The sequence below is a fragment of the Glutamicibacter sp. genome (genome assembly GCF_035257265.1).
In the GTDB taxonomy this organism is placed as follows: domain Bacteria; phylum Actinomycetota; class Actinomycetes; order Actinomycetales; family Micrococcaceae; genus Glutamicibacter.
Window position 1 is genome coordinate 167,421 of the sequence record NZ_DATEXC010000039.1, and the last position, 13,156, is coordinate 180,576.

13 protein-coding genes are annotated in these 13,156 nt (G+C 58.2%); 3 read left to right on the forward strand and 10 right to left on the reverse strand.

Annotated elements, in window-relative coordinates:
* Window positions 1–32: 32 nt before the first annotated feature.
* The gene (locus VJ369_RS11710; RefSeq protein ID WP_324092248.1) at window positions 33–1,094 is read left to right on the forward strand and encodes a YeiH family protein; all 1,062 of its coding nucleotides are present in this window, start codon (window positions 33–35) and stop codon (window positions 1,092–1,094) included.
* 11 nt (window positions 1,095–1,105) lie between these two features.
* Here VJ369_RS11710 and VJ369_RS11715 read toward each other — a convergent pair whose 3' ends face one another.
* From VJ369_RS11715 to VJ369_RS11755, 9 genes are all read right to left on the reverse strand, one after another.
* A complete protein-coding gene (locus VJ369_RS11715) occupies window positions 1,106–2,023 on the reverse strand; it encodes an alpha/beta hydrolase (protein ID WP_324092249.1) in 918 nt (305 codons plus the stop codon).
* Window positions 2,008–2,787 carry a 3-hydroxybutyrate dehydrogenase gene (locus VJ369_RS11720; protein WP_324092250.1) on the reverse strand — a complete coding sequence of 260 codons (780 nt, stop codon included), beginning with the start codon at window positions 2,785–2,787 and terminating at the stop codon, window positions 2,008–2,010. The genes VJ369_RS11715 and VJ369_RS11720 overlap by 16 nt, the downstream gene beginning before the upstream one ends.
* A 5-nt stretch (window positions 2,788–2,792) precedes the next feature.
* Window positions 2,793–3,431, reverse strand: coding sequence for a TetR/AcrR family transcriptional regulator (locus tag VJ369_RS11725; RefSeq protein ID WP_324092251.1), 639 nt, complete (start codon window positions 3,429–3,431; stop codon window positions 2,793–2,795).
* A 2-nt stretch (window positions 3,432–3,433) separates the two neighbouring features.
* Window positions 3,434–4,990 (reverse strand): class I adenylate-forming enzyme family protein, encoded by a 1,557-nt coding sequence (locus tag VJ369_RS11730; RefSeq protein WP_324092252.1) that lies wholly within the window; start codon window positions 4,988–4,990, stop codon window positions 3,434–3,436.
* 9 nt (window positions 4,991–4,999) lie between these two features.
* Window positions 5,000–6,001 (reverse strand): branched-chain amino acid ABC transporter permease, encoded by a 1,002-nt coding sequence (locus VJ369_RS11735; protein ID WP_324092298.1) that lies wholly within the window; start codon window positions 5,999–6,001, stop codon window positions 5,000–5,002.
* Between the two features lie 179 nt (window positions 6,002–6,180).
* Window positions 6,181–7,053 carry a branched-chain amino acid ABC transporter permease gene (locus VJ369_RS11740; protein WP_324092253.1) on the reverse strand — a complete coding sequence of 291 codons (873 nt, stop codon included), beginning with the start codon at window positions 7,051–7,053 and terminating at the stop codon, window positions 6,181–6,183.
* Complete coding sequence (locus tag VJ369_RS11745) at window positions 7,050–7,814, reverse strand: ABC transporter ATP-binding protein (protein ID WP_324092254.1); 765 nt, start codon at window positions 7,812–7,814, stop codon at window positions 7,050–7,052. The genes VJ369_RS11740 and VJ369_RS11745 overlap by 4 nt, the downstream gene beginning before the upstream one ends.
* Entirely contained in the window at window positions 7,815–8,579 is a 765-nt protein-coding gene (locus VJ369_RS11750) for an ABC transporter ATP-binding protein (RefSeq protein WP_324092255.1), read from the reverse strand.
* 42 nt (window positions 8,580–8,621) lie between these two features.
* The gene (locus VJ369_RS11755) at window positions 8,622–9,821 is read right to left on the reverse strand and encodes a substrate-binding domain-containing protein (RefSeq protein WP_324092256.1); all 1,200 of its coding nucleotides are present in this window, start codon (window positions 9,819–9,821) and stop codon (window positions 8,622–8,624) included.
* A gap of 365 nt (window positions 9,822–10,186) precedes the next feature.
* Between VJ369_RS11755 and VJ369_RS11760 the strand changes: the two genes are divergently transcribed.
* Complete coding sequence (locus tag VJ369_RS11760; protein WP_324092257.1) at window positions 10,187–11,077, forward strand: dihydrodipicolinate synthase family protein; 891 nt, start codon at window positions 10,187–10,189, stop codon at window positions 11,075–11,077.
* A gap of 12 nt (window positions 11,078–11,089) precedes the next feature.
* Here VJ369_RS11760 and VJ369_RS11765 read toward each other — a convergent pair whose 3' ends face one another.
* The gene (locus VJ369_RS11765; protein WP_324092258.1) at window positions 11,090–12,226 is read right to left on the reverse strand and encodes an acyl-CoA dehydrogenase family protein; all 1,137 of its coding nucleotides are present in this window, start codon (window positions 12,224–12,226) and stop codon (window positions 11,090–11,092) included.
* Window positions 12,227–12,425: 199 nt separating this feature from the next.
* Between VJ369_RS11765 and VJ369_RS11770 the strand changes: the two genes are divergently transcribed.
* Entirely contained in the window at window positions 12,426–13,115 is a 690-nt protein-coding gene (locus tag VJ369_RS11770; protein ID WP_324092259.1) for an NUDIX hydrolase, read from the forward strand.
* Window positions 13,116–13,156 lie beyond the last annotated feature (41 nt).

Below are 13,156 nucleotides of genomic sequence, written 5' to 3' on the forward strand. Positions count from 1 at the left end.
CGAACCAGACGCCACCGTGAGAAATTGAATATATGCAGAACAAGAGCCAGTCCCCAGACACAGACGATCCGCAACGTGAACCGTTGCCAGCGACACGGCTATCGGCCTTCGCCAGCATAAAATCTGTGGCCCCCGGGCTCGCCGTTTGTCTCGTCACCGGACTGTTGTGTATTTTCGCCAGCCGATTCCTCAGCGGATTCAGTGCTCTCCTTTTAGCTATCCTGCTCGGTGCGATCTGGCGCAACCTGGCCCCGGTACCCCAGGCGCTGAACCCTGGCATCGCGATCGCGTCAAAAAAATTACTTCGCCTGGGCATCGTGTTCCTCGGTCTGCAGCTGTCCTTGGGTACCATCATTGGACTCGGCCCCGGGGTACTTTTGGTGGTGCTGCTTTCAGTCGGCGTGACCTTTGCAGCCACCTTGTGGATCGGTGGAAAAATGGGCATCGAACTTCCCCAGCGACTCTTGATCGCCACCGGCTTTTCAATTTGTGGCGCAGCCGCAGTGGCAGGAACCGAAGGCGTCACCCGAGCCAAACAAGATCAGGTCGCCACCGCTATCGGACTGGTGGTACTTTTCGGCACGCTCATGATTCCAGCTATGCCGTTGCTGGGTGCCCTATTAGGTTTTGACGATCGCAGCACCGGGATGTTAATCGGCGCTTCAACCCATGAGGTCGCGCAAGTGGTGGCGGCCGGTGGATCGGTTAGTGCCGCAGCCTTGGCCGTCGCAGTGACAGTCAAGCTGGCCCGAGTGGTGCTGCTAGCGCCAATCATTGCTGGTCTTGGACTCTACATGCGGCGCAAGCACTCGGTAGAAGGCGGGAAAAATCCGCCGCTGATCCCACTGTTCGTTCTAGGATTCATCGTGGCAATGCTGCTGCGCACCACCGGGCTTTTACCCGAATCGGTGCTTTCGATGATGCAGAACCTGCAGACTCTCTTACTGGCGGCCGCGATGTTCGCATTGGGCCTAGGCGTGCACCTGCGCAGCATCGTGAAGTCCGGAGGCAAAGCACTGGTGCTGGGTCTATGCGGCACCCTGGTGATAATTGTTGTGGCCACCGCCGGCACCATGCTTTTCCCTCCCGCATAAACAGCCAGGCGTTAGATCACCGGGGCGGAATGTCCAAGCATCTTCTGGATATGCTTGGCCACCACATCTCGTCCGGGAGTATCCATCACTATCGTGTAATGGTTGGTATCTGGCACTTCTTCGATTTGCAGCCCGCGCAATTTCTGTCCCCACGACTGCACATACTCTTTTGTATACAGCCCAGGTTCGGCACCCATCAGTCCCTTCGGCGAGCGCAAGAAGGTCACCGGATGGCGCAATTTTTCCAGAGCTTTAAACAGTGAAGCTCCCCGGTGCAGTTCGGCCGTGTCCTCGGCCAATGCCTGATATTTCGTCGCCGGGCGCAGTTGCGGCGCAACTCCGTCGAGGTCGTATTTAATGTATTCCTCGACCAACTCGTTCCAGTTTTCGCTGAAGGCCGGGTGTGGTTTCCAAAACTCCCGGTACGCAGCCACCGATTCGAAAGTCATCGACAAGCGTTGCGCTGCTGGGCCCAACACTGCCTCGATAATTTGTTCGTCATCCAAACCCTCGGGCACCTGTAACGGCAGTCCCCCATCGACAAGCAACAGCAAGGAAACGAGCTCCGGATACATGTCCGCGAATACCAGGGAAACAAAAGCACCCATCGAGTGGCCAATCACCGGGATCGGGCCGCTGGCAAAGTGTTCCACTACCTGTGCAAGGTCAGCCGCGTGTATCGGCATCCCGTAGGGTCCAGGTAACTGGTTGCTTCGTCCCCGGCCACGCAAATCCGGTGCAATTACCCGCACCCCGGGCAGGGCTTGAGCAACCATGGCCCAGGCGATATGCGAGGCGGTCACTCCGTGGATGAGCAATACCGTCGGCGCCTGCGGATCTTCGGGTCCCCACAAGCCCACCTGCAGCGGGCCACCTGTAACGTTTACGGTTTCGGTGCGGTAGTCGGTGGCAATCATCGGGCGCTCCACCCACCATCCATGGTGTAGGACGCGCCGGTGACCATTCCCGCTTCATCTTGAGCTAACCATGCCACCAGGGAAGCTACCTCTTCGGGCTCCACCAAGCGTTTGACCGCAGCCTCGGTAAGCATAATCTTCTCCACCACCTCGGAAGGGGCAATCCCGTGCATCTTGGCCTGATCTTGAATCTGCTTCTCCACCAACGCGGTGCGGACATATCCGGGATTAACGCAGTTGCTTGTCACCCCATGCTCTGCGCCTTCCAGCGCGGTGACCTTCGATAGGCCTTCCAAACCATGCTTGGCCGAGACGTACGCGCTTTTGTAGGCGCTGGCTCGCAAACCATGCACGCTCGAAAGGTTGATGATCCGACCAAAACCACGTTCGTACATCCCGGGAAGGGCCGCACGGATGAGCAGGAAGGGGGATTCAAGCATCAGCCGGTGAATGAGCCGCCACGCTTCGGGATCAAACTCGTGAATCGGTGCTACGCGTTGCACCCCGGCGTTATTGATCAGAATGTCTGTATTAATGCTTAGCTCTTCCAAAGCTTTAGTATCTGCCAGATCTACCGCCCAGGATTCACCGCCCAGATCTTTAGCCACCTGATCAGCGGCGGCCGCATTTAGATCTGCCACGGTGACAATTGCCCCCTGCGCGCTGAGCTTCTTCGCGCAGGCCAGTCCGATCCCTGAGGCACCTCCGGTGATCAGCGCGGTACGCCCGGCCAACGAGCCCGAGGTAGAGCCAAGTATTGTTTTAGTTTCAGTCATCAGGCTCAACCTTTCACAGGCAGTTGTGCGCCCTCGGGCGCCAACGCACGATCAATAAAGTTCATCATTTCTTCAAATACTTCCTCGGGCACCTGGGGCCGGTGCCCCTCAGCGTCCTCGGTTCCTTCCCAAAGCACCCAGCGCATACCCACTAATTCGCCAATACCCATCAGGGCCCATGCAGCCACCTCAGGGTCCATCGCCCGGATTTCACCGGTCCGCTGTGAAGCCTCAAGGCCTTGGATGTAGCCCTCAACGATTTTGCTGTAGTGGTTGCGTAATGCTCCGGGTGACACAAACTCGGCCTGCCGAATGATCCGGTAAAGGGCGGGATGCTGCGCAGTGAAATGGAAGAAGGCCTTGAACCCTGCCCGCTCGGCGGCAAACCTATTTTCTGCTGCAGCGGAAGCTTCGGTCATTGCCATGCGCACGCGCCGGTTCAGATCTTCCACTACCTCATCAAAGATCTCCTGCTTGCCCGCAAAATACAGGTAGAAGGTACCCAGCCCCACTCCGGCGCATTCGGTGATCTTCACAATCGACGCGTCGTGATAGCCGGAGGTGGCAAACACCTTTTCTGCAGCCGCCAGAATCTTGCTGCGGGTACGAGTCCCACGTTGTGTCCGAGGTGTCACTGTACTCATGGCTATTCCTCCTCCCGTAGTGAAAGTTGTGCTGTCCTGCTCTGGTTACGTAGTTGCTGGCGAGAAACCTTTTCAATTCCGACTCGAGGAAGCCTCGGGGTGAATTTGAAGGTGTCCGGAATCTTAAACCGTGCGAGTTTGCTGGCGCAATGCGCCTCCAGCTCCGTGGCATCAACGTGAGCATGCGCTTGTAAAACCACCCACGCTTGCCCCACCTCGCCCCACTGATCATCCGGAACTCCGATCACCGCGACTTCAGCCACCGCCGGATGAGTCAACAGCACTTGTTCAACTTCGGTAGGTGAGATGTTTTCACCTCCGGAGATGTAAAGATCCTTGATCCGGTCAATGATCTTCAGATATCCCTCGGTGTCCCGGTGAACTAAATCTCCGGTATACAGCCACCCATCAACAAAAGTCTGGGCGCTGGCAGAACTGTCACGGAAATAACCCGGAGATACGCTCGGGCCGCTGACCAGCAATTCCCCGTCCCCGGCCCCATGAATTTCTTCGCCGGTCACCACATCAACGAGCTTCACATTCACATGCGGGTAGGGCCTACCGGCAAACCCAATTTTCTTCATTGCTTCTTCGCTAGCCAGACATAGAACATTCGGTCCGGCTTCACTCAGCCCATAACCCTGGACCAGCGCCACACCGCGGCCATGCCAGCATCGCAGCAGGCTCGGCGCCATCGGGGCCCCGCCAACCACTGCCAACTTCAAGGCAGCTAAATCGGTGGAGTCAAAGTCTGGATGGGTAGCTAACATCCGGTAGTGCGCTGGTACGCCCATCATCTTGGTGACCCGGCGGTCTTCCAGTAATTGCAGGGCGCGTCCGGCCTCAAAGGTCCGCTCCAGCACTACCGTGGCACCAACCCACCAGGCTAACAACGGCTGAATATTCCAGCCGCCCAAGTGGTATTGCGGAAGCACCGCCAGAATGGTGTCCGCACTGGTCAGGTCCAGGGTGCGCGAAAGTGCCAAATTATTCCAGAAACAGTTAGCGTGGGTCAGCACCACCGCCTTAGGTTTGCCCTCGGAACCCGAGGTGAACACCATCAGCAGCGGATCGTCATCGGTCGGAGTCTGTCCACGTAGTTCGGTGTCTAACCGAACGACTCGTTCGACACTTGCCTCAACGCCTGCCGGCCCCATGGCAACCGTGGGCACCGGAACGATCAGCTGCGCGTTGCATTGTTCGGCTAGTCTCTGAAACTCATCTTCAACGACCCAAAGCGCCGGATCAGCTATCGATAATTGCTCCCCCAACTCTGCTGGGGTCAGCCGCCAGGAAAGAGGCACCAGCACTAGTCCGGCCTTGGCACAAGCGAAAAACAATACCACCTGATCGGCACTGTTTCCCGAGAGCGTAGCGATCCTGTCCCCCACACCAAAACCCGCAGTGACGAGTTTCTGGGCCAAGCAGACCGCGCGGCGTTCCAGTTCCCGGTAAGTGGTCCGCACCCCACGATCATCAATTGCGATACGTTCCGGAGTGCTCAGCGACCGGTCCGTAGTCCAGCGCCCCAGTGTGTGCAGCCCAAGATCTCTTGTCATCGCCGCTTCCTAATTCCGCTTGGCTGCTGAATTAGCTGAAAGACGCTCACGCAACCGGCGCACCGCACCGGTGAGACCACCAGGCATGAAGAGCACCACCAGCACAAACAGTGCGCCAAGGATAAACAGCGGCTCGGACAGTGGCACATGCAAGATGGCTGGTAATGACTCGACGGCGATGGAGTTCGCGAAGGCACTCAACCGCTGATCAAGTAGCGTGTACAGCACTCCACCAATCACCGCGCCCCACTTCGACCCGACCCCGCCGAGCACCACCATCACCAGCAAGGTGATCGTGAAGTCAGCAGAAACTTGCCGAGGCACGGTTCCCGATTGCAAGAGCACAAACACCATGCCCACCGCTGCGGCCAGGACACCTGCCACCACAAAAATCAGCAGTTTCGCCCAATAGGGCTGCAACCCCAGCACCCGCACACGCAACTCATTCTCGCGTACGGCCGCCGCCACATGTCCGGCACGTGACGACTGCACCCAAGTGACCACCACAATCACTATCAGCAAGGTCAGCAGCGAGAGCCAATAAAGGTTGCGGGTATTGGCCACGCCAATCAAAAAGTCTGGGATACCAGCGGCATCAGGGCTCACCCCCTCCTCACCACCGGTAGCTCCGCCGGGATTACGGCGAACCAGCACGCTGCCGGCCTGTGCGAAAGCCAGAGTCACCATGGCAAAAGGAATACCCGTCACCCGTAACGCGACCATGCCCGTCACTGCGGAAAGCGCCAACGCCACCACCAGGGTCAACCCCATAGCCGGCAACAACGGCAAACCGAAGTTATTCAAAATAATCGCCAGCCCATAGGACCCTGCACCAAAGTACAGCGCGTGCCCGAAGGACAATAGCCCGGCCACGCCAATGAGCAGGTGATAGCTCAGCGCCGCAGCAGCCATCAACATGCACATCGCCAGGAGCTGCAAGGACCCCGGCTGATAAGTGGGGGTAGGCAAGATGCCCGGAATTGAGATGTTCAACAGCGGCAACGCCGCCATAAGCAGCAATCCGGCCAGACCCAATCCCCAGGCGCCGACCTTTGAACGCGGGCCTTGAGCGCTGCGTGCTGGTTGGACGCGAACCCGGCGGGCTACTTTATCCACGGTATTGACCGCAGAGGTGTTGTTGCGCTCGCCGGTAGATTCTTCAGAAGGCAAAGTATTTGTAGGTTCAGGGCTCATGCTGTCTTCCCCATCAGTCCGGTGGGCTTAGTCAATAGGACAACCGCCAACAACACGATCACCACGAAGTCACCCACGCCCCAGTAGAAGTTTGTAATCTGTTGCAGCACCCCGACCACCACGGAGGCTATGGCAGCTCCCGCCAACGAGCCAAGCCCGCCGATCACGGTCACGATGAACGCGAAGATCAGCAGTGAACCACCCAGTGCCGGGGACACATACCCGAAGTAGTGGCTTGCCAGTACCCCGCCAATGCCGGCCGCGGCCCCACCAATGGTGAACACCAAGGTGAAGGCCTTGCGTACATCGATGCCCAGCGCGGTCACCATTGAACGGTTCTCCACGCCGGCTCGGATGATCATTCCGTAGCGGGTCTTCTTCAAAAACAGCACCACGCCTAGCAACACCAGGGCCGCCACAATTATGGTGACAAATCGATCGTTGGGCACCTGGGCCCCGAGTACGTCTGTGGTCCGGGTGAACCATTCGGGTCCCTTGGTGTACTGCGGGTCGGTTCCCCACACACCTTCGAAGATCGCTACGGCCGCCAGCGATAAACCAACGGTCACCAGTACCTGTTCAATATGCCGGTTGTACAGCGGACGAATCAGCGCAAATTCGGTCAGGGCCGCAAATACTCCGCCGACCGCGGCACCAATGACCAGCGTAATAATAAAGGTCAGCCAGGTACCCTCGCCAATACGCCGGGACATCTCCCAAGAGACAAAGGCTCCTAGCGTCAAAAAGGCGCCGTGGGCAAAGTTCAGCACGCCCATCAGTCCGTAAATCAGTGACAGCCCGGAGGCCACCAAGAAGTACAAGGCGCCAAGCCCAACACCGGTAATCAAAAGAAGTATCAGGGTGCTCATAGCATCCCTCCGCTAGTTGTTTCGGCAGATTGCTCCACCGCGCCTTCGCTTTGCACACCTAAGAACCGCTGGGTCAGTGCCTCGTCATTGAGAAAATCGGCGGCAGATTCGGTACGGTGCACTACCTTGCCTCCGGAGAGGATGATCGCGCCAGCCGCCAGTTGGCGGACCACCGCGAGGTTCTGCTCCACCAGCAGGATCGGCACACTTTGAGCTGCTATGGCAAGCGCCTGCGCAACCTCCTGCACGATTTTTGGTGCCAGGCCCTTGGTCGGCTCATCGACCAGCAGCAATTTGTTGTTGTTCAATAATGCACGCGCCAGCGAGACCATCTGCTGCTGGCCGCCCGAGAGCGAACCGGCCGCCTGATGTGCACGCTTGACCAGGTCGGGGAAGAGCTCGTCAACTAATTGGCGGTTGGGGTGCTCATCACGTTCTGCAAGTTTCAGGTTTTCGGCCACGCTCAGCGCGGAGAACACCTCCCGGTCTTCGGGTACATATCCCACACCACGTTGGATGATCTTGTGCGTCGGAACCTTTTCGATTCGTTCTCCGGCCAACTCGATGGTTCCGCCAGTGCGCGTAATCAGACCGATGATTGACTTGATGGTGCTGGTCTTACCCACACCATTGCGGCCAAGAAGCGCGGTAATGCCCGTGGCAGGGACGTCAAAGTCGACCCCGTCCACGACCTGGGAGCCGTCGATGGCGGCGCGCAGGCCCTGCACGCGGAGGATTGGTTCAATATTGTCCGGGCTCATCTAAGCTGCTCCCTGTCCGAGATAGGCGCTTTGTACCGTCTCATTAGCGATAATCGCATCCGGTTCATCGATGGCCAGTAGGCTGCCGTTGTGCATCACAGCGACCCGGTCAGCCAGCCCGAGCACTACGTCCATGTGGTGCTCGACCATCATCAGCGTGCGTCCTGATTCTCGGTGCATGCGGCGGATGATCTCTACCAGGCCGGGGACATCACCGGAGCCGACTCCCGCCATCGGTTCATCGAGCAGGATCACCGCTGGGTCTGCCGCGAGCAGCATCGCAATCTCAACCTTGCGTTTATCGCCATGGGAAAGATCTGCCGCACGGGCGTGAGCCTTAGCCTCTAGGCCCACTTGCCTGATGCAGTCCTCGGCAATCTCGCCAGCCTGATCCCCGCTGCGCGGGAAGCTGAGCAAAGACAGTGACTTTCCGAGTTTGGATTGGGCGGCCAGCCGGATATTTTCGGTGACGTCCAATCCTGGGAATAGTGAAGAGGTCTGAAAGGTGCGCCCCAGCCCGGCGGCTGCACGAGCGTGAATCGGTAGCTTGTCCATGGTTCGTCCGGACATCGCGATGGTACCGCTGGTTGCCTTGAGCACCCCCGAGATGAGGTTGAACAAGGTGGTTTTTCCGGCGCCGTTGGGTCCGATCACGCCGATCATTTCGCCGGGCTGCACGGTGAAGCTGACATCTTCGAGGATGCGAGCTCCACCGATCTGCAGTCCCACGCCTTGAAGCTCCAAGGCTGGTGTTGTCTTCTGCATGGGGTTTACCTTTGTGAGTTTTTGGTGCGTGAGGCGCGGGGATTAATTAACAACCTCTGGAGGTGCGACTTCTTCGCCCGGCACCGTCTCCACAAGTTCTGGAATCCACTTCTCGCCGTCCTTGGACAGGGACACCTGGTACATGTTCTGGATCAATGCGTGGTCCGAGGCGCGTACGGTTGTTTCGCCCTTAGGGCCTTCAAAGGTCCACCCTTCGAGCGAGGTGACCATTTTTTCTACGTCGTCCCCGCCCTCGGAGACCGCCTGGGCAATCATTTGTCCGGCGACAAATCCGTCAGGAGAGAACAGGTCAACTTCCTTGCCTGCTTCTTCAATCGAAGAAATCATAGACTTTTCAATCTCGGTGCCGGCAGCACCCGGGAAGTAGTGGTTGAGGAAAGAGATCTTTTCCCCTGCGTCGCCGAAGGCACCGTAGGTTGCCACATCGCCCAGACCGGTGACGATTGGTGCGACATCAAAGGCGCTTTGCTGATCCAGTGCCTGCCACATGGAACCGGAGGTTGCACCGGCCCAGGCTGCGAAGACCAGGTCTGGTTTGGCGTCGACTAGCTGGCGTGCGAAGGGGGTGAACTCGGTGACGTCCTCGGGAACGAGGATGGAGCTGACCTTGGCGCCCTCCGCGCCGAGGATCGCGTCAACGGCGGCCAAGTTACCTTGCCCAAAGGCGTTGTCCTGAGCGAAAACCGTGACCTTTTTGTCCTTTAGATCATCAACGAAGGTACCCGCGGTAGCCACATCCTGCATGGATTGGCGTCCCGAGCGGAAGGTGTACTTGTTCGCACCTGTAATGGCATCCGAGGCTGCCGGACCGGAAATGTAAAGCACCTTGTTCTGTGCCGCCTGCTCCACGAGTTTCAGCGCGATACCAGATGAGGCGGTCCCGGCGAGGATCTTGTAGTCCTTGCCGATCAGCTCTTTGGCGACGGTCACCGCCTTATCCGGATCTCCGCCATCATCGTGATAGGTAATGTTCAGTTCGGTATCGCCGACCTTGTTGGTACCATCGGTGGCGTAGTCGAGGCCTGCTTTCAGCCCCTCGTAGTAGGCATCCCCGTAAGCGGCCAGAGGGCCGGTCTTCGAGTAAACAATGCCGACGTTGACAGTCTTCGCGGCGTCGCCGCCTGCTGTACTGGTTCCGGTTTCGGCGGTGGGTGCGCAGGCGGTTAATGCCAACCCGGCACTAAGTGTCAGTGCCGTTACGACCTTGCTGCTTCGCTTCACGTGTCTAGCCTTTCCTCGCGGGGCGTCCAATGCCTGGAACAGGTCCCGAAGTGAAATTGTGCGGAGTGTGATTCCCCAAACCTGAAAGGTGATTCAGGTTACACATCAAAGCTATGGCGGCCGCTCGGGCCAGTCAATGGATTTTGCGCACAGAATGCTTGAAAGCTCGTGCATTTTTGCAAAGCCCTCGTGCACTCTTGGCCCCTCCAGAACCGGAACAGGCCGCCCAAGTCAGAAATTTTGGACCTGCAGGTAACCCTTTTTGTCACCTCGCTGGCACTCGGAGAGCACCGTGCTAACCTACGAATTGGCGCTCGAAAGGCGTTCTAACCTCCATCGACTCGGCAACCGCGAAAGACTCGATCATGTTTACCGGCCTCAGTGCATTCCCACTTACCCCGCTGATCGACGACCAATTAGATGAAGCCGCATTCTCCACACTCATCGGACGTCTGAGCCGCGCAGGAGTAGATTCTATTACCGCGCTTGGCTCCACCGGATCCTATGCTTATCTCTGCGCGCAAGAACGCGCCCGGGTTGCGCACCTGGCGGTTGAGCATGCCGGGGACACACCGGTCTTTGTCGGAGTTGGTGCGCTGCGCACCTCACAGGTTCTAGCCCATGCCACGGCGGCACAACGCGCGGGAGCTTCAGGACTGCTGCTGGCACCCATGAGCTATCAGCCGCTGACCGAAGCCGATGTTTTCGAGCTGTTTCGCACGCTTACCGAACACAGCGACCTACCGGTGATTGTCTATGACAATCCCGGCACCACGCATTTCTCCTTTAGCCTCGACCTCTATCGGCGTCTGACCGAGCTACCGGGTATTGCCTCTATCAAAATTCCGGCAGTTCCACCCGTAGCGGCCAAAGCCCGAGAACACGTAGCCAGAATTCGGGCAGTCATTCCCGAGCACGTGAGCATCGGGGTATCCGGTGACGCTTCGGCCGCCCAAGGCTTAACTGCAGGCTGCGACGCGTGGTACTCGGTTATCGGCGGAACCTTACCCGAGCTCGCATTACGGATCACCCGCGCAGCCCAAGTGGAAAACACTGCCGAGGCGCTGGCCGAATCGGCTCAACTAGCCCCACTATGGGCGTTATTCACCGAATGCGGCGGAAGCCTGCGCGTAGTCGCAGCAATCGCAGAACAGCTGGGTCTGGCTCAGCGATCCTGCCTTCCACTGCCAATTTTAGGACTGGACGATAGTGACCGGGGACGCGTTGCCGCATGCCTGACGCAATTAGGACTCTAAGTTTGCCAGCGGCTAGGACTCGATTAGTCCGCGCCCCACGATCAACTGCATGATCTCGTTGGTACCCTCCAGAATCTGGTGCACCCGCAGATCACGGACAATCTTTTCCAGCCCATATTCGCAGAGGTATCCGTATCCGCCATGTAGTTGGATCGCCGTATTGGCAGCGTTAAAACCGGCGTCGGTGGCCACTCGTTTCGCCATCGCACAAAGCCGCACGGCATCCGGCGCCTTCGCATCCAGCGCCGCAGCAGCCCTGCGCAACAGGCTTCGCGCGGCTTCTAATTCCATATCCATGTCGGCAAGCTTGAACACCAAAGCCTCTTGCTTGGTCAGCGGGCCGCCAAAAGCTTCGCGTTCTTTAAGGTAGGCCACCGACTTTTCCAGAGCGAGCTGCCCGCCGCCGATGGAGCAAGCACCGATATTCAGCCGGCCACCGTTGAGGCCACTCATTGCAATCGAGAAACCCTGCCCCTCAGCACCCAAGAGGTTGCTGGCGGGAATACGCACGTCCTGCAAGAAGACCTGCCGGGTGGGCTGGGCATTCCAGCCCATCTTCTTTTCCTTCGGGCCAAATGACAGCCCTTGAGTATCTGCTGGAACGAGGAAAGCACTGACCCCTTTCGCACCCGTATTGGCGGTGCGTGCCATCACTAGATACAGCGCGGACGAGCCAGCCCCAGAAATGAACTGCTTGGCACCATTGAGGACGTATTCATCTGCGTCCAAGACTGCACTGGTACTTAGCGCCGCCGCGTCCGAGCCGACACCGGGTTCGGTTAAGCAATAGGATCCCAGGTCCGACATGGCTGCCATCCTCGGGAGCCAGGTGGAACGCTGTTCGCGGGTTCCATAACTATCGATCATCCACACCACCATGTTATGGATGGAAATGTAGGCGGCGATGGTAGGGCAGGCCTTCGATAATTCTTCGAAAATCAGGACGGCGTCGCTACGCGTAAGCCCGGAACCGCCGTACTCTTCGCTGACGTAGATACCCCCGACGCCAAGTTCGCCAGCCTCGGCCAGCACATCAACGGGGAAATGTTCCTTCTGATCCCATTCCAAAGCATGAGGGGCAATTTTCTCTGCGGCAAAATCTCGAACCGCTTCAACTAGCTCACGTTGTTCCTCGTTGAGCTCAAACATGACAAACCCTTCCTGACCACCACTCGTTGTGATCCACACTACATCGATTGTGTAGTCATTAAATCCGCAGGACAACTAAGGATCAATGAAACTTGCTCTCACCTGAACACGTCGTGCAGCTTGGGCCATAGGTTCCCCCGGCTCCACCTGCGCGTCATAGTGCTCCCTGCTCCGGAACATCTCGGCCATACTAGGAATCATGGACCCCAGCTCACCTGCACCGAAAAACCAGCCAGTGATACCGCGACGTGCCGCCAGCGTCCTGATGATTCGGGAAGGCGCTCAGGGGTTGGAAGTTTTCATCCAGCATCGCGTGTCCACCATGGACTTCGCCGCCGGAATGGTTGTTTACCCTGGCGGTCGGGTTGATGCCCAAGACGTGGCCGAGGCCCAATCGGAATCAATCCCGCATGCGTTAGCCGTGGAGCACGCAACGTTGTGGAAAGACTCATCGATCTGGGAGAAGGACGAACAGCAAGCTGTACTGGATGCCGGAACACTACTGGCAGCTGCCCGACGTGAAATCTTCGAAGAAACCGGCGCACAATTAGACGTCACTCAGCTGCGCCCGTGGGCCAATTGGATTACTCCCCCGGATAACCCCAAGCGCTTCGACACCTTTTTCTACGTGGCCCAGGTTCAGCCAGGCCAGGAGCCGAGACACCAGACCACCGAGGCTGACAATTCAGAATGGATCAGGCCAGCGGAGCTATTCGCCAAGTTCAAGCGTGGCGAAGTGGGACTCATGCGCCCGACCCGAACCACACTGGAAGACCTTGCGGCGTTAGGAACTGTGGCAGCCGCGATGAGCGTAGCAACTCCCATCGTGACGGTTCGTCCTCAGCGCATGCCACCGGCAACGGATTCCAAGAAGGAAGTGACCAGCTAATCGCAGACGCCGGCTGGCTCAACAGCGAACAACCCCGAGAT